Below are 20466 nucleotides of genomic sequence, written 5' to 3'. Positions count from 1 at the left end.
TCGGTCAGGCGTTGATACGGAAGTCGCTGAACAGGGCCGTGCCGGCGGGCTTCGTCCCGGGCGGAGCGGTGGCGAACAGTGCGAGCTGCGCCCCGACCCAGCGCCACGGCACGGCCGCGAAGACCTCCCCCGAGGGCCGGAAACCGTCCCCCGTGTCGGCGGAGAACCGGCAGCGTGCTCCGGCCGAGACCTCGATCCGCAGGCGCACCCGGCCCGTGCCGGGCACCGGCCGGCTGTAGGCCGCGTCGCGTTCCCTCTCGGCCACCTCCTCGGCGTACCGGTGCACCAGCCGTACGCCGCCGTCGGCTCCCCGTTCCAGGCCGATCCAGGAGAAGGCGTCGCCCAGCACGGCGAACCCGGCCTTCGCCCCCACCGCCCGGCTCCTGAGCGCCAGTCCGACCGTCGCGGTGAACTCCGGTGCCGGAAACCGCTGCACCAGCACGTTCGCCACCCGGCGCAGATCGTGCGCGTCGGCCGTCCGCACGCAGGTCGCCGACAGCCCGTCCCCGGAGTGCGGCACGGTCCAGCCGGCTCCCGGTCCGGCCGTCCACTGCCACTGCCGTCCGTGGCGCCCGCCGGGGAAGCTGTCGTCGGTGACCGGGGCGGTGACGGGCTGCGCGGGCAGATCCGGCTTCGGATGTACGGACACGGGTTCCCCCGCCTCGCCCATCACCGGCCACCCCGCCTCGTCCCAGCGCATCGGCTGGAGGTGCACCACACGCCCGTACGCGCCGCGCGACTGGAAGTGCAGGAACCAGTCCTGTCCGGTCTGGGTGCGCACCCAGCCGCCCTGGTGCGGGCCGTTGACGTCGGTGCGCCCCTGCCGCAGGACGGTTTTCTCCTCGTACGGGCCGAAGAACTCCCGCGACCGCAGTGCCCCCTGCCACCCGGTCTCGACCCCGCCGGCCGGAGCGAAGATCCAGAACCAGCCGTCGTGGCGGTACAGCTTGGGGCCTTCGAGGGTGAACCAGCCGGGGATCCGGTCACCGTCGACGATCACCTTGCCCTCGTCGAGCAGGGTGCGCCCGTCGGGACTCATCCGGTGGCCGGTCAGCCGGTTCTTCACCCCGGAGCGGGACTTGGCCCAGGCGTGCACGAGGTACGCCTCGCCGCTCTCCTCGTCCCAGAGCGGGCAGGGGTCGATCAGTCCCTTTCCCGCCTTCAGTAGATGCGGTTTCGTCCAGGGCCCCCGGATGTCCCGCGCGCTGATCAGGTGGATGCCGCGATCCGGGTCGCCCCAGAAGATCCAGAACCGGCCGCCGCTGTACCGCAGCGACGGCGCCCACACCCCGCAGTCGTGGCGCGGGCCGCCGGACCCACCCGTCGGCTCCTCCAGGGCGTGCCCGATCAGCGACCAGTTGACGAGATCGCGCGAGTGCAGCAGCGGCAGACCCGGCACGCGGCCGAAGCTGGAAGCCGTGAGGTAGTAGTCCTCGCCGACCCGCACCACGTCCGGATCGGACCAGTCGCCGGCGAGCACCGGATTGCGGTACGTGCCGTCCCCGAGGTCGGCGGTCCACGCCCGGCTCACGCGCCCACCGCCTTGCGGACGTACGCCGCCGAGGCCGCCCGGTCCAGGACGCTGTCCGCCACGACCGTGACCACGCGGCGTACGACCGTCTCCCCGGCGGCGACGGGCAGCCGGTCCGCCCAGGCGAGCGCCGAACCGACCCCGGGATACTCCCCGGTCCGTACGAACCACGGATCGCGGCGCGTCCGCGCGGTCGCCCCGGCGAACACCAGCGTCCAGCCGTCGCCCGCCAGGCCCAGCCAGTCGGCCGTACGCCCGTGCACCGCCTCCTCGCCCTGCCCGGCCGCCGTGAACGCCAGGGGCGCCGCCCGCTGCTTGGGGGCCCGCCAGAAGAACCCGCCGTAGCCCGCCCCCGCCCGGCCGTTGGTGGCCGGGCTGCCGATGGACAGGTCGCCGCCCGAGGTGTTGGTCAGCGAGAAGGTGAAGTCCAGCGCCCAGGCCGTGGCATCCAGCGCGGTGGCGGCGACCGTGCGGTGCTCCCGCAGCAGCTCGGTCGTACGCTCCGGGCCGGCCCGCCAGCTCAGTTCCTCGACGAAGCCGTCCGGGTCGCACAGCTTCCACGCCCGGTGCACCTGGACACCGTGGTTGTCGAGCTCCACGGACCCCTGGTCGCGTACGTAGGTCCGCCCGCCCCAGAAGTTGGCGCCCGCCACATCGGGCACGGCGACCCCCGCCCCCAGGTGGTGCCTGTGGTCGTCGGGCATCTCCTCGGTGACCGGCACTCCGCCGAGCGTGGAGACGGGATGAAGGTAGGGGCGCGCCGAGAAGTGGGCCCCGAGCGCGGGAACGAAGGTGTAGCGGCCGACGGAACGTCCCGAACAGCTCAGGGTCAGCGTGGAGTTCACGGTGTACTCACCTCGGTGGCGGACACCCAGGGGGCGCCCAGTTCGGAGAAGAGGGCCAGAGTCTCGGCGCTCGCGGCGACCGCGCCGTCCACACCGGTCACGACCCGGCGCGGGGCCGACGACTCGCCGGGGACGGTGCGCCAGGCGGAAGCGGGCAGTACGACCGGATCGGGAGCGAGCCGGACCGCTTCGACGACCCGCATGAAAGCGCCGGTGTCCTCCGGCGGCACCAGCAGCGGCGCGTCCCCGGCCAGATGGCGGACCAGGTTCTCCAGCAGATCCGTCCTGCCGTGCAGGACCTCCTCCGGGCCGTCCCCCGCGCGCTGCACGAGCACCCGGTCCTGCCGGTACCAGAAGGTGATCCGGCCGAGGTCGCCGTGCACGACCACGTACGGTTCACCCGGCTCCTCGGCGCACAGCGTCGCGGCCACGGTGACCGGCAGCCCGGCCGTCGTGGTGACCCGTACGCAGGAGGTGTCGTCGGACTCGATGTCATGGGCGCGGAACAGCTCCGGCTCGACGCCCGCGACATCCTCCGACCGCGTACTCCCGCCCACGGCGAGAGCGGTGGCGACCGCGTGCGCCAGGGGATTGGTCAGCGCCCCGTCCACCACGTCGACCGCCCCGATGCGGCGGCGCCCCGACCACGGGGCGCGGGTGAAGTAGGCGGTGTCGCGTACCCAGGCCCCGGCCGCGCCGATGCCCAGCAGCTCGCCGATCGCGCCCTGCCCGATCAGCTCGCGGATCGCGGGCACGGCGTGCGAGCCCAGGGACTGGAAGCCGACCTGACAGACGGTGCCGGCCGCCCGTACGCCTTCCGCCATCCGCTCGAACTCGGCGTACGACGGCGCGGGCGGCTTCTCCAGCAACAGGTGCACGCCGCGTGCGGCCGCCGCCAGCGCCAGGTCGGTGTGGGTGTGGATGGGCGTGCACACGATCGCGACGCGGGCGCCCGTGGAGTCGAGCAGCGCGCCGAAGTCGGCGGACTGCTCCGGGCTGCCGAAACCCTCCAGCTCCTGCGCGTCCAGTGGCCGCAGCTCGCATATCCCGGCCAGCCGGGCAAGACCCAGATCTTCCAGACGGCGGATGTTGTACAGATGGGACCGGCCGTGGCCGCGCGCCCCGGCGAGTACGACGGGCAGGCTCGTGCGGCTCATCCCTTCACCGCCCCCGAGCTGAAACCGGTGATCAGCCACTTCTGGATGAAGGCGAACACGATCACGACCGGCACCGCGGCGATGACCCCGCCCGCAGCCAGCGCGCCCAGGTCCACGCTGTCCGCGCCGATCAGGGTGTTGAGGCCGACGGGGATCGTCTGCTTGTCCTGCTCGCTGAGGAACATCAGCGCGAACAGGAAGTGGTTCCAGCTGTGCACGAAGGCGAACGAGCCCACGGCGATCAGACCGGGCCGCAGCAGCGGCAGCACCACGGCGCAGAACGCCCGGAAGCGCGAACAGCCGTCCACCCAGGCGGCCTCCTCCAGCGTGACCGGCACGTTCTTGATGAAACCGCTGATGAGGATGATGGACAGCGGCAGCTGGAAGACCGTCTCCGCGATGATCACGCTGCCCAGCGAATTGATCATCTGGAGGTTCTTGAAGATCTCGAAGAGCGGTACGAGCATCAGCGCGCCCGGGATGAACTGCGAGCACAGCAGCGCCAGCATGAACCCGCTCTTGATCCGGAACTCGAACCGGGCCAGGGCGTAGCCTCCCGCCAGCGCGATCCCCGTCGTCATCACCAGCGTGGCAACCCCGACGATCATGCTGTTCTGGAAGAACATCCCGAAGCTGCGCTCGTTCCAGACCTTGCCGAAGTGCTCGAAGGTCAGCGGCCAGGGCACCAGGGCGGTGGACCCGGCGGGCCGCAGCGCGAAGAGCAGCATCCAGTAGAAGGGGACGAGAGTGAAGAGCAGGTAGAGGGCGAGCGGCAGGTAGATCTGCCAGCGGGGTACGTCGTCGAAGGCCCGCTCGCGTCGCGGCCCTCGGCCGGGTATGCCCCGGCGGGGTGGCGCGGGGGAGCCGGTGGTGGCGGAAGGGGGCGCGGGGGAGCGGCCCTTCTCCGCGAGTGCTGCGGTCACTTGGAGTCGCCTCCGAACTTGCTCAGGCGCAGGTAGAGGATCGAGCAGAAGAGGAGGATCACGAAGGCCACGGTGGTCAGCGCCGAGGCGTAGCCGAAGTCGTGGCCCTCGATGCCGGTGTTGGCGACGTACAGCGGAAGCGTGGTCGTGACGCCGGCCGGTCCGCCGCCGGTCAGGGTGTAGAGGAGGTCGACGTTGTTGAACTCCCAGACCCCGCGCAACAGCGTGGCCAGGACGATCGCGTCCCTCAGGTGCGGCAGCGTGATGTGGAAGAACTGCCGCGCCCGCCCGGCCCCGTCGACCGAGGCCGCCTCGTACAGCTCCTTCGGGACGGACTGGAGGTCGGCGAGGATGAGGATCGCGAAGAAGGGCACACCGCGCCAGAGTTCGGCGACGACCGCCGCCCAGAACACGGTGCCGGTGTCGGAGAGGACGGATGTGCCGTACGAGCCGATGCCCGCGTCCGCCAGATAACGGCTCACGCCGGTGGACGGGTTGTACAGCAGCATCCAGATGGTGGTGGTCAGCACTCCGGACACGGCCCACGGGGAGAAGACCATCGCGCGGGCGATGCCCCGCCCCACGAACGTCTGGTTGACCAGGAGCGCGAGGACCAGCCCGAGGGCGAGTTGCAGGCTCACCTGCACGACGACCCAGCGGGCGCTGAAGCCGAGGGTCGTCCAGAACTGCGGGTCGTCGGTGAAGATCCGGACGAAGTTGTCGAAGCCCGCGAAGCCGTCGCGCCACGGCTTGGTGACGTTGTAGTTCCGCAGGCTGTAGTAGAAGACGCTGATGACCGGATAGGCGATGAAGCCCAGCATCAGCAGGCCGGCGGGGGCGATGAGCAGGTACGGAAGGCGGCGCGGCGGTGCTCCCGCGCGGCGGCCCGGCGCCCTGGGCACTCTGGCCACGGCTGAGGCCATGACTGCTTCTCCGTTCTGGGTGCGGGGGGTGAAGCGCTTGCCGGATGGCGTTCGGGATATCGGCCAAATGGAGAGAGGGGCGGAGGGTCAGCCCGCGTAGGGGTCGGGAACTTCTCCCGGCCGGGACAGGAACGCGAAGTCGCACCCGGTGTCGGCCTGGGTGATCTGCTCGCTGTACAGCGCGCCGTAGCCACGCTCGTACTTCGCGGGCGGCGGCGTCCATGCGGCCCGGCGGCGTGCCAGCTCCTCGTCGGACACCTCCAGCCGCAGTGACCGGGCCGCCACGTCGAGGGTGACCGCGTCTCCGGTCCGTACGAGGGCGAGCGGCCCGCCGACGTACGACTCCGGGGCGACGTGCAGCACGCAGGTGCCGTAACTCGTGCCGCTCATCCGGGCGTCGGAGATCCGCACCATGTCCCGGACCCCCTCCTTGAGCAGGTGGTCCGGGATCGGCAGCATCCCGTACTCGGGCATTCCGGGGCCGCCCTTGGGGCCCGCGTTGCGCAGGACCAGCACCGTGTCGGCGGTGATGCCGAGGGAGGGGTCGTTGATCGTCCGCTGCATGGTCCGGTAGTCGTCGAAGACGACCGCCGGCCCCGTGTGCCGGAGCAGACGGGGCTCGGCGGCGATGTGCTTGATGACCGCCCCGTCCGGGCAGAGGTTGCCCCGCAGGACGGCGACCCCGCCCTCCTGGGCGAGTGGCCTGGAACGCGGCCTGATCACCTCGCGGTTGTGCACCCGGGCGCCCGCGAGCTGCTCACGCAGCGAGTCGTGCGCCACGGTGGGCCGGTCCAGGTGCAGTACGTCCTCCAGCTGCGCCAGGAACGCCGGAAGACCGCCGGCGAAGTGGAAGTCCTCCATCAGGTACTGGCCGCCCGGCCGCAGGTTGGCGAGCACCGGAACCGTGCGCGCGATCCGGTCGAAGTCGTCGAGGGTGAGCGGCACCTGGGACCGACCCGCCATCGCGATCAGATGGATCACGGCGTTCGTCGAACCCCCCAGTGCCAGCACGGTCGCGACGGCGTCCTCGTAGGCGGCCCACGTCAGAATCGCCGACAGTTTCAGCTCGCGGTGTACGAGTGCGACGATCCGGCGGCCGGAGGCAGCTGCCATCCGGTCGTGCCCGCTGTCCACGGCGGGGACGGAGGAGGCGCCCGGCATGGTGACGCCCAGCGCCTCGGCCGCGGCGGTCAGTGTGGAGGCCGTTCCCATGGTCATGCACGTGCCGGGGGAGCGGGCGAGCCCGTTCTCCAGCTCAGCGAGTTCGGCGTCGCCGATCAGCCCCGCCCGCCGGTCGTCCCAGTACTTCCACATGTCCGTACCGGAGCCGAGCACCTCGTCTCGCCAGTGGCCCGGCAGCATCGGCCCGGCGGGCACGAAGACGGCCGGCAGATCGACGGACGCGGCGCCCATCAGCAGCGCGGGCGTCGACTTGTCGCAGCCGCCGAGCAGCACCGCCCCGTCGACGGGATAGGAGCGCAGCAACTCCTCCGTCTCCATGGCCAGCATGTTGCGGTAGAGCATCGGAGTCGGCTTCTGGAACGTCTCGGAGAGCGTGGACACCGGGAATTCGAGCGGGAAACCCCCGGCCTGCCACACGCCGCGCTTCACCGCCTGCGCGCGGTCACGGAGGTGGACATGGCACGGGTTGATGTCCGACCAGGTGTTGAGCACCGCGATGACGGGCTTGCCCAGGTGCTCCTCGGGGAGGTAACCGAGCTGGCGGGTGCGGGCGCGGTGACTGAACGACCGCAGGCCCTCGGTCCCGTACCACTGGTGGCTGCGCAGGCTTTCCGGGTCCCTCGTGCGGTCGGTCATACGGACCACCCGGCTATCAGCTCCGCGATCTCGGCGCGCCGGTCGTCGGGCAGGACCCGGCTCGGCGCCCGCACATCGCGACGGCACAGTCCGAGAGACGCCAGCGCCTCCTTGACGACCGTGACGTTGTCGGCGGACTGGCGGGCCGCCCGCAGCTCCTCGAAGACGCGGATCTGCTCCCACGTCTTCATGGCCGCGGGATAGTCCCCTGCGCGCAGCGCGTCGAGCATGCCCAGCGAGACGGAGGGGGCGACATTGACCAGCCCCGAGGTGAAGCCGGTGGCGCCGGTCGCGAAATAGGCGGGGGCGTACAGCTCGGCGAGTCCGGCGATCCACACGAAGCGGTCGAGACCGGCGTCGCGGGCGAAGGCGGCGAAGCGCGCCGCGTCCGGCACGGCGTACTTCACCCCGATGATGTTGGGGCAGGCGTCGCCCAGCTCCGCCAGAACGCCCCCGCTCAGCAGCGGGTTGCGGATGTACGGCACGATCCCGAGGCCGGGGACGGCTTCGGCGATGGCCCGGTGGTAGTCGGCCCAGCCGTCCTGCGATACGTACGGGTGGACCGGTTGATGCACCATCAGCATCCCGGCGCCGGCGTCCCGCGCGTGCTCGGCGGCGGCGACGGCGGTCGGCACGTCGTGCCCCACACCGACGAGGACGGCGGCGCGGCCGTGGGCCTCCCCGACGGTCAGTTCGGTGACGGTCCGGCGCTCCGCCGGGGTCAGCGCGTAGAACTCGCCGGTGTTCCCGTTCGGCGTCAGCGTGCGTACGCCGCCGTCCAGCAGCCGGCCGAGCAGGGCGCGGTGGGCGGCGATGTCGAGGGAACCGTCGGCGGCGAACGGTGTCACCGGGATGGCCACGACATCGGCGAGCGCGCTCCGCAGGTGCGAGAAGTCGTCGCTGGTCATACGGGGTCCCCCTCCGGGAAGGCGCGCTGTACGAAGTCGGCGATGTGCGCGTGCAGGGCGCGGGCCGCGCCCTCGGCGTCACCGTCGAGCGCGAGCCGCAGAATCTCCAGGTGCTCACCGGCCTCGCGCTGCCAGGACGGGACGGCGGCCCAGGCCACGGTGGAGACCAGGGCTGCCTGGTCGCGCACCTCGTCCAGCATCCTGGCGAGCAGCGGATTGCCGCAGGGCAGGTACAGCGCACGGTGGAACTCGCGGTTCGCGAGCGATCGTTCGGCCTGGTCGGTCGCCTCCTCGGCCCGTACGAGGGCTTCGCGCGCGGTTTCCAGGGATGCCCGCGAGGCGATGGTGCGGCGCAGTGCCTCCGGTTCGAGCAGCAGCCGTACGTCGTAGACCTCGCGGGCCATGGCGGCGTCGACCGTCCGTACCGTGACGCCCTTGTACTGGTTCATCACGACCAGACCAGTGCCGGCGAGCGTCTTGAGCGCCTCACGCACCGGAGTCTTCGACACGCCGAACCGGGCGGCGATTTCGGTCTCGACCAGAGCCTGGCCGGGGCTGAGGCCGCCGGTGAGGATGGCGTGTTTGATCCCCTCCAGCACGTACTGCGTGCGGGAGGGGATCGGGCTCGGAGCGAAAGCCATGGGGACTCACATATCTCGCGTATCGCGTCTCATATATGACGTACGAAGTACGACGCGATGAAGCTAAGTCCCCGCCCATGTTTCGTCAATGCTTCGGGCGTGACAACTTGCCTCCCTGTGCGTTGAGTTGAGGTCACGGGGCGGCGTACGCGGCCAACAGCCGGTCGTACTCCGCCCGGGTCACCGGCAGCACGGTGCCGTGCCGGGGGCTCGCCGGCAGCGCGAAGTTCTCGGACATGGTCCAGCGGCCCGAGGCGAGGTCGGTGGTCTCGAACGGGATGTAGCCGCGCCCGCCGAACTCGTCGATGAACAGGTACCACTTATCCTCGGTGTTGGACTTGAAGACGGTCGGCCCCTCGCCGCGCGCGACCGACCCCTTGCCGATGCAGTCGGCGACGAAGCCGTACGCGGGGGAGCGCAGGTCGGCCGACTTCTCGGCCGTGATGAACTTGGAGCACGGAGTCGTCGAGGAGTTGTTCCGCTCGTCCTTGGTGAAGCGGTAGTAGCTGTCCTCGTGCCGGATCACGGTCGAGTCGATGACCGAGTAGCCGGGGTCGTTCCACACGCGGGGCTCGCTGAACGTGTGGAAGTCCCGCGTGGTGGCGTACAGCATCTTGTTGTAGGTGCTGCCGGTGTGCGCCGGGTCGTCGGCCGCGTAGACCTTGGACGCCCAGAAGACGACGTACGCTCCCAGCTTGTCGTCGTAGTACGCCTCCGGCGCCCACGTGTTGCCCGCCGTGTCCGGCGAGACCTTCACCAGGCGCTGGTCGGTCCAGTGGACGAGGTCCGTGGACTCCCACACCATGACGGACCTGCTCCCGGTGCGCTGCACCTGGTCCCAGCTGCCGCCACCGCCGCCGTACATGCGCAGGTCGGTGGCCACTTGGTAGAACTTGTCGCCCTCGGGGGAGCGGATGATGAACGGGTCGCGCAGGCCCTTGGTGCCGAGGGCGGAGGTGAGCACCGGCCTCCCGCCGTTCAGGTCCTGCCAGTGGAGGGGGTCGTTGCCGCGGCTGAGAGCCATGCGGATCTGCTCACCGTCGGCGGTGCCCTCGCCGGTGAAGTAACTGAAGGCGTAACCGGTGTACTTCCGCTTCTTCGGCAGCTCCGGAACGGTCGCCGTGAACACGCGCCCGGTCCGCGCCGCACCCCGGGTGACGGTGGCGGTGAGCCGCACGGTACGGGTCCCCTTGCCGTGCTTCGGCCGGTGTACGAGACCGGTCGCGTCGACGACGGCGGGATCGGCGGACGCCCAGCGGACGGCGGTGCGGTGGGCTCCGGCCGTGGGGAGGGTGAGGTTTCCGCGTACGTCGTCGAGATGGTGGACGGTGAGTTCGCGGGCGGCGAGAGCGGTGGCGGCGGTGTCGTCCGGGGCCGGTGAGGGTTCGGCGGCGTGGGCGGGACCGGGCGGTGCGGCGACGAGGCCGGCCAGCAGGGCCAGCAACGGCAACAGGGTGCGGGCGTGTCGCAAGGGGTGTCCTCTCGGGTGGGTGGGCGCGCTGTGGCTCTGCGGGCCTTTCCTGACCCGCCCCCTTCCCGAGCCGGGGGCAGCCCCCTTGCCGCTGGGTCCTCCGGGGGTGCCTGCCGGGAGCGCTATCGAGCACCGGACGGGCCGGATTTGCCGCGCGTGGACGGATGTTGCCGCTTGCGGAGACCTTTCGGCCCTGACGGCGATTGAGGAGCAGGGGCCTGGGGCGGACGGGCGGAGCCCCAGTTCGGGCAGGGGCGGGAGGAGGAGACCCGCGAGGAACGCCCCGCGTGAAAGCGCCCCAAGCGTCCGCAGGGAAGTGCTCCGCAGGGAGCACCCGCAGCAGTGCCGGACGCTAGTCCCACCCCGCGCCTCCCACAAGACTCCGGGACGCAGTACGTTCGAAATCAAGTTCGGCGTTCGAGATGTCGAACATGAATCCCCACGCCCGCACCCACAGGGTCTGGTGCCCGAGCCGACACCCCATTACCGTCTCCGCTGCACAGGATCTCGTACGCCATTCGGTATGTCGAACAACCGGAAGGAAAAGCCACTGTGACCCCAAGTCAGAAGCCCTCGCCCAACCGCCGGGGCGTGCTGCGGGGCGCCCTCGCCCTGGGTGCCGCGGCCGCCGTGCCCGCCGTCGCGACAGCCGCTCACGCCGCCCCCGCCGCGGCCCCCGCCAACCCCCTCGTCCGGCAGCGCGCCGACCCGCACATCCACCGCCACACCGACCGGCGCTACTACTTCACCGCCACCGCGCCCGAGTACGACCGGATCATCCTGCGCCGCTCCGCCACCCTCGCCGGCCTGGCGACGGCCGAGGAGGCCGTCATCTGGCGCCGGCACACAACCGGCGACATGGCCGCGCACATCTGGGCGCCCGAGATCCACCACATCGACGGCGCCTGGTACATCTACTTCGCCTCCGCCCCCGCCGACGACGTCTGGAAGATCCGCATCTGGGTGCTGGAGAACAAGAACGCCAACCCCTTCCGCGGCACGTGGACCGAGAAGGGCCGGCTCGCCACCGCCTGGGACACCTTCTCGCTCGACGCCACCACCTTCACCCACCAGTCCCACCGCTACCTCGCCTGGGCGCAGCACGAACCCGGAATGGACAACAACACCGGTGTCTTCCTGTCCCGGATGGCGAACCCCTGGACCCTCACCGGCCCCCAGGTCCGCCTCACCACACCGGAGTACGCCTGGGAGCGCATCGGATTCAAGGTCAACGAGGGGCCTTCGGTGATCCGCCGCAACGGCCGGCTGTTCATGACGTACTCCGCGAGCGCGACCGACGCGAACTACTGCCTCGGCCTGCTCACCGCCGACGAGAACGCCGACCTGCTCGCGCCCGGCACCTGGCGAAAGTCCCCGGTGCCGGTCTTCACCAGCAGCGACACCACCGCCCAGTACGGCCCGGGACACAATTCCTTCACCGTCGCCGAGGACGGGCGCACGGACGTGCTCGTCTACCACGCCCGCCAGTACAAGGAGATCACCGGCGACCCGCTGCACGACCCCAACCGCCACACCCGCGTCCAGCGGCTCGGCTGGAAGCCGGACGGCACCCCCGACTTCGGCGTGCCCGTGGCCGACGGCCCGCTGCGGATCCTCGGCAAGGGGCGGGGCTGATGCGCCGCGCGTCCACCGCGGGCGCCCTGGCTCTGGTCACGGCGACGGCCACCCTCATGACCCTCGCCGCCGTACCCGCCGAAGCCGCCCCCACCCCTGTCCCCGTGCACTGCACGCCCGCCGCCTGCCATGTCGACGTCGCGCCCGGCACCTACCGGGTCACTGTCACACTCGGCGGCGCGGACGCCGGAAGTACCTCCGTCGCGGCCGAGACCCGCCGCACCCTCCTCCCCGAGACGCCCACCGCCCCCGGGCAGCGGATACGCCGGACCTTCACCGTCGACGTACGCGAACCCGAGGGCGAGCCCACGGGACCGGCGGGCAGCCCCGGTCTCGATCTCGCCGTCGGCGGTACGTCGCCACAGCTCGCCGGCCTGCGCGTGACCCCGGCGCCGCGCGCCCGCAAAGTCGTCCTGGTCGGCGACTCGACCGTCTGCGACCAGCCGGGCGCGCCGTACGCGGGCTGGGGGCAGCAGCTTCCCCAGTACCTCGGGCGGGGTCTCGTCGTCGCCAACTACGCCGACTCGGGGGAGAGTACGCAGTCCGTGCTCGACAACCCCTCGCTGTTCCCGGCCGCCCTGGCGCGGGTGCGCCGGGGCGACCTCGTCCTCGTCCAGCTCGCCCACAACGACAAGCAGACCCCCGCCGCCACCTACCGTGCCAACCTGGCCCGCATGGTCGACGCGGTGCGCGCGCGGGGTGGCCGGCCCGTCCTCGTGACCCCGCTCGTACGCCGCTGGTTCAACGCCGACGGCACTCTGGACAACGGCACGGCGCTGCTCGTCAACAGCCTCGGTGTCGACCTGCCGGCCGAGATCCGCGCCCTCGCGGCCGATGCGGACGTACCGCTGGTCGACCTGACCGCCCTCACCAGGCGGCGCGTCGAGGAACTCGGACCGCAGGCATCGAAAGCCCTGTATCTGTACGACGAGAAGCGCGACAACACCCACACGTCCGTGCGCGGCGCCACCGAGTACGCCGCGCTCGTGCACGGTGAACTGCTCGCCCAGGGCCTGATCCGCTGACAGCGCGGCCCGCAGCCGCGTCGAACCGCTTCCGCTCCTCCAGCTGTCCAAACCGTTGACGGGCCCTTGGGGCACTCGTACATTGCCCAGCAAGCGCTTTCCTAAAACGATTCAATCGTCAGACGAAGAGGTGAACCATGCGCACGTCCAGGCATGTTGAGAGGCGTTCCTTCCTCAAGGCGGCCGGAGCCTCACTGGCGACCGTCGGGCTCACAGCGGCAGGCTGCGGGGGCACAAGCGGTTCGGCCGGCGGCGGTCCCGTCACCATCAGGTACGCCTGGTGGGGCGCCGACGACCGGGCCAAGAGGATCAACGAGTCGATCGCGCTGTTCGAGAAGAAGTACCCGAAGATCAAGGTCAAGACGGACTTCCAGCCCTACCTCGACTTCTGGAAGAAGTTCAACACCCAGGCGGCGGGCGGCAATCCCCCGGACGTCATCCAGAACGCCGTCACCTTCCTGCGCAAGTACGCCGCCCGCAATGTGCTGCTCGACCTCCGACCGCAGGTCGAGGCGGGCAACCTCAGCACCGACAACTTCCGTTCCGGCCTGGAGAAGTTCGCCGAGATCGACGGCAAGCTGCTCGGTCTGCCGGTCGGTTCGAACTCGATGGGCTACATCATCGACGAGAAGCTCTACGACAAGGCCGGCGTCACACCCGAGCCCGGCTGGACGTGGGACGAGTGGTACGCCGGAATGCGGAAGATCAAGAGCAGGACGGGCGTCGCCGGCGACTCGGGACCGCATTCGATCATGTACTACTACGACCTGAGACTCCGCCAGCAGGGCAAGGCGTTCTTCACCGAGGACGGCCTGGGATTCACCGAGAGCGACCTCACGGCCGAGTGGACCGAGGCGATGAAACACATCAGGTCCGGTCTCTTCACCAGCCCCAAGCGAGCCGACCAGGTCAAGCCCAAGTCCGCTACCGCGGCCGGGCTTTCGGCGGGCGAGTTCACCTGGGACAACTTCACTGTGCGCTACGCCGCCGAGGGCAAGAGCTCGTACGGCATCGCTCCCATACCGACGACCGACGGAAAGAAGACGGGCCAGTACCTCGGCTCGCTGATGCTCAGCGGGACCGCCCGCACGAAGCACCCCAAGGAGGTCGCCACCTTCATCGACTTCATGGTCCACGACCCGGAGGTCGGCCGGATCATGGGGTACGACCGGGGCGTCCTCTCCACCACCGAGCAGTTCGAGGCATTCGAGCCCACCGACAGGGTGAGCAAGCAGATCGCCGCCTACGAGACGAGGATCGCCGAAACCGGTGTGCTCGAACCCATCACCCCCCATCCCGCGGGCGCCGATGTGGTCGAGAGCGCCTTCCTGCGCCTCGCCACCGAGATGAGCCTCGACAAGGCGTCCCCGGGCGAGGCGGTCGAGAAGTTCTTCACGGAGGCGAAGACGGCCTTCACCGCGAACGCCTGAGGGGAACGGCAGTGACGTACACGGGACACGCCCCGCCCGAGGCCCGCGCCGATCCCCCCGCGGCCACCGGCGGCCGACGGCCACCCCCGCGCCCCGCCGCACGGCGGAGCGTCGCAAACCGCGAGAACCTGGCCGGCTACCTCTTCATGTCGCCGTGGATCGCCGGGTTCCTCCTCCTCACGGCAGGCCCCATGGCCGCCTCGCTCTACTTCGCCTTCACCGACTACAACCTCTTCGACGCGCCCCAGTGGGTCGGCCTCAAGAACTTCACCGACATGTTCGCCGACCCCCGCTGGCAGAAATCGGTCGAGGTCACGGTCAAGTACGTGCTCATCGGTACGCCGCTGAAGCTCGTCGCGGCACTCGGCGTCGCGCTCCTCCTCGCCCAGAGCCGCCGGGGCCAGTCCTTCTACCGGGCGGCGTTCTACGCGCCCTCGCTGATCGGCGCCAGCGTCTCCGTCGCCATCGTCTGGCGGGCGATCTTCACCGAGGACGCCGTGGTCGACCGTGCGCAACGGCTCTTCGGCATGAACGTCGGCGGCTGGGTCGGCGACCCCGACTGGATCCTGTACGCCCTCGTCGCCCTCACCGTCTGGCAGTTCGGCGCTCCCATGGTCATCTTCCTGGCGGGGCTCAAGCAGGTACCCCGCGAGCTGTACGAGGCGGCCGAAATGGACGGCGCCGGGCCCTGGCGCCGGTTCTGGAACATCACGCTGCCGATGATCTCCCCGGTGCTCTTCTTCAACGTCCTGCTGGAGACCATCCACTCCTTCCAGATCTTCGGCTCCGCGTACATCCTCGGCGGCCAGGGCAACCCCTGCGGCCCCGCCGACGCCACGCTCGTCTACACCTGCTACCTCTACCAACAGGGCTTCGAGAACAGCCGGATGGGCTTCGCCTCCGCCATGGCCTGGATGCTGCTGATCGCAGTGGGCCTGGTGACGGCGGTGCTCTTCCGCTCGCAGAAGCGCTGGGTGCACTACGAGGAGAACGCCCGGTGACCCCGACCCCCGGCCCCGCCACAGCGGGCCCCCGCAAGAGCGCCGGATCGTTCGGCTGGCACCTGGGAGCACTCGCGGTGCTCGCCGTCGTGCTCTACCCCGTGATCTGGGTGATCGGCGGCTCGTTCAAACCCGGCGACGAGATCGTCGGCAGCCTCCAGCTGCTGCCCACCGATCCGATCGCGGCCAACTACACCCGGCTCACCGAAGGCATCGCGGGCATCCCCGTCTCCACCTTCTTCCTCAACTCCACCGTCCTGGCGGTGGGGTCGGTCGGCGGCGTACTCATCTCCTGCTCGCTGGCGGCGTACGCCTTCGCCAGGATCAGCTTCGCCGGGCGCAACCTTCTCTTCGCCCTGATGATCGGCACCCTGCTGCTGCCGTACCACGTCCTCATGATCCCGCAGTACGTCCTGTTCCAGAAGCTGGAACTGATCAACACCATGGTGCCGCTGCTGCTCGGCAAGTACCTCGCCGTCGACGCGTTCTTCGTCTTCCTCATGGTCCAGTTCATGCGGAACCTGCCGAAGGAACTGGACGAGGCGGCGCGCCTCGACGGCTGCGGGCACCTGCGGATCTACTGGTCGATCACACTCCCGCTGTGCCGCCCCGCCCTGATCACCAGCGCGATCTTCACGTTCATCAACGCCTGGAACGACTTCATGGGCCCGCTGCTCTATCTCAACGAGCCCGAGAACTACACCGTTTCACTGGGGCTCAAGATGTTCGTCGACCAGGACGCGGTCGCCGACTACGGCGGCATGATCGCCATGTCACTGGTGGCGCTGCTGCCCGTGCTGGCGTTCTTCCTGGCCTTCCAGCGCTACCTCATCGACGGCATGGCCACGTCCGGGCTGAAGGGCTGAGCGATGGCACGCTTCCACGAGCGTTTCGGCGTCTTCGCCGAGTGCCTGCTGACCGGCGTCTGGATCGTGCTGTGCTCGCTCCCGGGGGTGACGGGACCGGCCGCGCTCGCCGCCGGGGCCCGGCATCTGCGACGCCATCTGGTGGGCCGGGAGCCGGCCGGGTGGCGGGAGTTCGCCGCCGACTTCCGTGCGGCCGCCCGCCGCGGCTGGGCCGTGGGCCTCGCCGGGTGGGTGGCGGCCTGGCTGCTGTGGCTGGACCTCGCGGCCGTACGGGCCGGACTGCCCGGCGGCGCCCCGGTAGCAGCCGTGGGCGTCCTTGCGTTCACCGGCTGCGCGGTGACGGTGCTGCGGGCCGCCGCGGGCTGGGAGCCCGGGGTGTCCTGGCGCGCCCTGCTCGGGGCGGCGGGCCGGCGTACGGTCCTGGACCCCGCCGGGTCGTTCCTGATCGTCGGCGGATTCGCGGTCGTCGCCGCCTCCGCCTGGTTCGCGGCGCCGCTGGCGGTCCCGGTGGTCGGAGCCGTCACGGCGGCGGCCGTCGCCGTCGAGCAGCGGTACGCCGCCCGCTGAGCCGGCGCCCTGTCCCGCAGCACCTTTCTCTCTTTCACACACATCCTCCCTACCGAAGGGCACAGCCATGTCTCCGATCCCCCGCAGATCCCTGCTCAGGGCGGCAGCGGCGGCCGGCGCCGCCGCCCAGTTCAGCTGGGCGCTCGGCGCCACCAACGCCCATGCCGCCGCGTCGGGGACCGAGACCGCCACCGGCGCGGACGCGGACCCCGTGACCCTGAAGTGGCTGGAGGAGGAAGCGGGGCTGGGAGCCGCGCCCGGGTCCACGCTCGGCGTCCCCTGGCCGAAGGGCGCGTACGCCCCGGACCAGACCTTCGCCCTGACCACCGCCGACGGCAGGGCCGTCCCCGTCCAGTCCTGGCCGCTCGCCCACTGGCCCGACGGCTCGCTGAAGTGGACCGCGCACGCCGTCGGCCCGGAGGCCACGGCCGCCGCCTTCACCCTCGGCGCCGGGACCCCGGCCGCGCCCGCCCGCGAGGTCACCGTCGCCCACCGGGGCGGCGCCGTCGAGATCTCGACGGGTGTCATCACCGCCCGGATCGGCACGTCCGGCTCCTCGCTCGTCAAGTCCGTCACCCGGGGAAGCACCGAGATCGCCAAGAACGGCCGTCTCGTCCTCCTGCGCCAGGGCGAGATCGAGGACGGCGACCAGGGCAGCGCGACGTACGAACGCTTCGAGAGCGCGATCGCGGAAACTGAGGTGGAGCAGGACGGTCCGGTCCGCGCCGTGGTCCGCGTCGACGGCAAGCACCGCCGTGGCAACCGCGGCTGGCTGCCGTTCTCCGTCCGGCTCTACTTCTACGCGGGCGCCGAGTCGTTCCGGATGGTCCACACGATCACGTACGACGGCACCCAGGAGCCCGGCAAGGCGAGCGGCGACTTCATCCGCGGTCTCGGCGTCCGCTTCACGGTGCCGATGCGCGACGAGACGTACGACCGGCACATCCGCATCGGCGGTGACGGCACCGGCCTGCTGCGCGAAGCCGTGAAGGGCGTCACGGGCCTGCGCCGCGACCCCGGAGCCGCCGTCCAGGCGGCGCAGTTCGAGGGCCGGAAGCTGCCCGACCCGGCCACCTGGGACCAGCGCGTCACCAGCCGGCTGCACCTCGTCCCGGCCTGGGGCGACTACACCCTCAGCCAGCTCTCCGCCGACGGCTTCACCCTGCGCAAGCGCACAAAACGGGGTCACGGCTGGATCCCGGCCGGCGGCGGACGCCGGGCTTCCGGCTTCGGTTACGTCGGCGGTGCGAGCGGCGGACTCTCCTTCGGGCTGCGCGACTTCTGGGAGAAGCACCCCGCCGGGCTCGACATCCGGTCCGCGCACACCGACGAGGCCGAGGTCACGCTCTGGCTCTGGTCACCCGAGGCTCCGCCCATGGACCTGCGCTTCTACCACGACGGCCTGGGCCAGGACACGTACGCCGAACAGCTCGAAGGTCTCAACATCACCTACGAGGACTACGAGCCGGGCTTCGGCACCCCGTACGGAATCGCCCGTACCAGCGAACTCCTCTTCTGGGCGCACGCGTCCACCCCCGACGCCGAAACGCTGGCGCGCGAGGTGACGGCCGTCCGCACCCCGCCCCAGCTCGCCGCCCCGCCCAGGCAGCTCGTCAAGGCGAAGGTCTTCGGCGGCCTCTTCTCCGAGCCCGACCGGTCCGTGCCCGCCAAGGCGAGGATCGAGGACCATCTGGACTTCCTCCTCACCTATTACAAGGACCAGGTGGAGATGCGGCGCTGGTACGGATTCTGGGACTACGGCGACGTCATGCACTCCTACGACCCGGCCCGCCACCAGTGGCGCTACGACGTCGGCGGATACGCCTGGGACAACTCGGAGCTGTCGCCCGACCTCTGGCTCTGGCACGCCTACCTGCGCTCGGGCCGCGCCGACATCTTCCGCTTCGCCGAGGCCATGACCCGCCACACCGGCGAGGTCGACGTCTACCACCTCGGTACGTGGGCCGGCCTCGGAACGCGGCACGGCATCCAGCACTACGCCGACAGCGCCAAGCAGCAGCGCATCGCCAACACCACCTACCGGCGCTTCTACTACTTCCTCACCGCCGACGAACGCACCGGCGACCTCATGCACGCCAACGTCGACTCCGACGAGACCTTCCTCGCCCTCGACCCCATCCGCAAGATCCGCACCGAGCCGTACACGCCGGACCGGCACGCCCTGTCCATCGGCTTCGGCACCGACTGGAGCGGACTGGTCTCGGCCTGGCTGACCGAGTGGGAGCGCGGCGGGCCCAAGGCCGCCAAGGCCAAGGCGCGGGTGCTGTCCACCATGGAGACGATCGCCGCCCAGCCCAACGGCTTCGTCCAGGGCAGCGGCCTGTACGACCTCGACACCGGCCGGTTCGCCGTCGCGAAGGAGGCCAAGGTCGGCGTGTCGCACCTGTCGGCGGTCTTCGGCCTCAACGAACTGTGCGCCGAGCTGATCGATCTCATCGACATGCCGGAGTTCCGGGACGCGTATCTGGACTACTGCCGCTACTTCAACGCCACCAAGGCCGAACAGGCCGCCCGCTACGGCACCCACTTCGGTTCGCTGATCCTCTTCCAGGGGCACTCGCGCCTCGACGCGTACGCGGCCGTCCAGACGGGTGACGCGAAGCTGGCCAGGCGGGCGTGGGAGAAGTTCTACAACAGCGACGGCTACAAGGAGTCGTCGCCGTGGCGGACGGAGAAGGTGGGCGGACCGGTCACGCTCGTACCCGGCAGTGAGGCGGACTGGGTGTACACGAACGACACCGCCCTGTACGGTCTCGCCGCCATCGAGAACCTGGCGCTGATCGGGGACCGCATGCCGTGACGGCGTGCGGCGGCGGAACCGGCCGCCGCCGGTTCCGCCGCCGCGTCAGGCGGTGTCGGTCACCTGTAGACGATGTCCGAGGCCGTGTAGTTGCAGTGGGTGCCGTCCGGGCCCGAACCGTTCGTCTTCGGCTCGGCTCCCGTGTTGTTCCCGATGTACTTCTGGCACGGCACGATCTTCCTGCCGGCGTCGCCGACGATCGTGATGTTGCGCAGCGCAGCGGTGTCACCGTAGTTGGTGTTGATGCCGACGAGCCGCGAACCCGGATACGTCACCTCGACGCTGTCGAAGATCGAGGTGCGCTTGTACTGGGACGAGCAGTTGCCGCAGGAGCGGTAGAGCGTCTTGAAGTCCTGGACCGCGAACTTCGAAACGACCAGCTTGCCACCGCCGTTGTGCTGGAAGACCTTGTCCGCGGCCTTCTTCGCGCCGCCGCCGTACACCGTGTAGACGGCCGAGTTCCCGCCCTTGAAGGTGGCGGCGTCCTCGCCGACGTCCTCCCACCACACGTTCTGCAACGTGCAGCTGCCCTTGCAGTGGATGCCGTCCGCGCCGGGGGCGCCGATGATGACGTTCTTCAGGGTCGCGCCGTCGGCGAGCTCGAAGATCGGGTCCTGGCCCTCTTCCTGGCCGTCCCCGGCCAGTTCGCCCGATCCGTAGTACTTCTTGTAGCCGCCGTCCTTCACGCCGGAGACGGGGATGGTCGCCGGCACCGCCTGGCTGCCGGTCGGCGTCGGCCAGGTCGCGGCGGAGGCGGTGGGGGCGAGGGAGCTGAAGCCCAGGAAGCCGGCCGTCAGCGCGAGAGCGGACGCGCCTCCCGCCAGGGTGCGCCTGCGTGACTTCTTGTTCGTGTGCGCGTGAGCCATGAGTGGTGATTCCTCTCGGTGGACACAGTGGGGCAGAG

The 20466-nt window shown here is 70.5% G+C and carries 16 protein-coding genes and 1 pseudogene; 7 read left to right on the top strand and 10 right to left on the bottom strand.

From position 1 onward, the window contains the following. Nucleotides 1-4: 4 nt before the first annotated feature. The 9 genes and pseudogenes from AS594_RS04340 to AS594_RS04300 form a co-directional block, all read right to left on the bottom strand. The gene (locus AS594_RS04340; RefSeq protein ID WP_069925745.1) at nt 5-1531 is read right to left on the bottom strand and encodes a glycoside hydrolase family 43 protein; all 1527 of its coding nucleotides are present in this window, start codon (nt 1529-1531) and stop codon (nt 5-7) included. Next, nucleotides 1528-2376 (bottom strand): DUF6807 domain-containing protein, encoded by an 849-nt coding sequence (locus tag AS594_RS04335; protein WP_069934949.1) that lies wholly within the window; start codon nt 2374-2376, stop codon nt 1528-1530. Before AS594_RS04335 ends, AS594_RS04340 begins: the two co-directional genes overlap by 4 nt. Continuing rightward, nucleotides 2373-3533, bottom strand: a complete 1161-nt coding sequence (locus AS594_RS04330; protein WP_069934948.1) for a Gfo/Idh/MocA family protein — start codon at nt 3531-3533, stop codon at nt 2373-2375. The genes AS594_RS04335 and AS594_RS04330 overlap by 4 nt, the downstream gene beginning before the upstream one ends. Then, nucleotides 3530-4456, bottom strand: coding sequence for a carbohydrate ABC transporter permease (locus AS594_RS04325; RefSeq protein WP_069925742.1), 927 nt, complete (start codon nt 4454-4456; stop codon nt 3530-3532). The genes AS594_RS04330 and AS594_RS04325 overlap by 4 nt, the downstream gene beginning before the upstream one ends. Then, nucleotides 4453-5379, bottom strand: coding sequence for a carbohydrate ABC transporter permease (locus AS594_RS04320; protein ID WP_069925741.1), 927 nt, complete (start codon nt 5377-5379; stop codon nt 4453-4455). Before AS594_RS04320 ends, AS594_RS04325 begins: the two co-directional genes overlap by 4 nt. Nucleotides 5380-5466: 87 nt before the next feature. Next, nucleotides 5467-7197 (bottom strand): L-arabinonate dehydratase, encoded by a 1731-nt coding sequence (araD, locus tag AS594_RS04315; protein WP_069925740.1) that lies wholly within the window; start codon nt 7195-7197, stop codon nt 5467-5469. After that, the gene (locus AS594_RS04310) at nt 7194-8105 is read right to left on the bottom strand and encodes a dihydrodipicolinate synthase family protein (RefSeq protein ID WP_069925739.1); all 912 of its coding nucleotides are present in this window, start codon (nt 8103-8105) and stop codon (nt 7194-7196) included. Before AS594_RS04310 ends, araD begins: the two co-directional genes overlap by 4 nt. After that, the gene (locus tag AS594_RS04305; RefSeq protein ID WP_069925738.1) at nt 8102-8746 is read right to left on the bottom strand and encodes a GntR family transcriptional regulator; all 645 of its coding nucleotides are present in this window, start codon (nt 8744-8746) and stop codon (nt 8102-8104) included. Before AS594_RS04305 ends, AS594_RS04310 begins: the two co-directional genes overlap by 4 nt. 145 nt (nt 8747-8891) lie before the next feature. Continuing rightward, nucleotides 8892-10124 (bottom strand): annotated as a pseudogene (locus AS594_RS04300) (immunoglobulin-like domain-containing protein); the annotation flags it as partial. 645 nt (nt 10125-10769) lie between these two features. On the opposite strand from AS594_RS04300, the gene AS594_RS04295 reads away from it, so the two are divergent. The 7 genes from AS594_RS04295 (at nt 10770) to AS594_RS04265 (ending at nt 19562) form a co-directional block, all read left to right on the top strand. Next, complete coding sequence (locus tag AS594_RS04295; RefSeq protein ID WP_069925736.1) at nt 10770-11852, top strand: glycoside hydrolase family 43 protein; 1083 nt, start codon at nt 10770-10772, stop codon at nt 11850-11852. Continuing rightward, the gene (locus tag AS594_RS04290; protein WP_069925735.1) at nt 11852-12877 is read left to right on the top strand and encodes a rhamnogalacturonan acetylesterase; all 1026 of its coding nucleotides are present in this window, start codon (nt 11852-11854) and stop codon (nt 12875-12877) included. The genes AS594_RS04295 and AS594_RS04290 overlap by 1 nt, the downstream gene beginning before the upstream one ends. A gap of 137 nt (nt 12878-13014) precedes the next feature. After that, nucleotides 13015-14307, top strand: a complete 1293-nt coding sequence (locus AS594_RS04285; protein ID WP_069925734.1) for an ABC transporter substrate-binding protein — start codon at nt 13015-13017, stop codon at nt 14305-14307. Between the two features lie 11 nt (nt 14308-14318). Beyond that, the gene (locus tag AS594_RS04280; RefSeq protein ID WP_240508932.1) at nt 14319-15308 is read left to right on the top strand and encodes a carbohydrate ABC transporter permease; all 990 of its coding nucleotides are present in this window, start codon (nt 14319-14321) and stop codon (nt 15306-15308) included. Beyond that, nucleotides 15305-16174, top strand: coding sequence for a carbohydrate ABC transporter permease (locus tag AS594_RS04275; protein ID WP_069925733.1), 870 nt, complete (start codon nt 15305-15307; stop codon nt 16172-16174). The genes AS594_RS04280 and AS594_RS04275 overlap by 4 nt, the downstream gene beginning before the upstream one ends. Before the next feature lie 3 nt (nt 16175-16177). After that, nucleotides 16178-16741, top strand: a complete 564-nt coding sequence (locus AS594_RS04270) for a hypothetical protein (RefSeq protein ID WP_069925732.1) — start codon at nt 16178-16180, stop codon at nt 16739-16741. A gap of 67 nt (nt 16742-16808) precedes the next feature. Next, nucleotides 16809-19562 carry an exo-rhamnogalacturonan lyase family protein gene (locus tag AS594_RS04265; protein WP_069925731.1) on the top strand — a complete coding sequence of 918 codons (2754 nt, stop codon included), beginning with the start codon at nt 16809-16811 and terminating at the stop codon, nt 19560-19562. A 59-nt stretch (nt 19563-19621) separates the two neighbouring features. On the opposite strand, the gene AS594_RS04260 is transcribed toward AS594_RS04265, so the two are convergent. Then, nucleotides 19622-20428 carry a pectate lyase gene (locus AS594_RS04260; protein ID WP_069925730.1) on the bottom strand — a complete coding sequence of 269 codons (807 nt, stop codon included), beginning with the start codon at nt 20426-20428 and terminating at the stop codon, nt 19622-19624. Nucleotides 20429-20466 lie beyond the last annotated feature (38 nt).

Source organism: Streptomyces agglomeratus (genome assembly GCF_001746415.1).
GTDB classification, from domain to species: Bacteria; Actinomycetota; Actinomycetes; order Streptomycetales; family Streptomycetaceae; genus Streptomyces; species Streptomyces agglomeratus.
The sequence above is the reverse complement of the archived record's forward strand: the minus strand, read 5'-3'. Positions and strand labels throughout refer to the sequence as shown.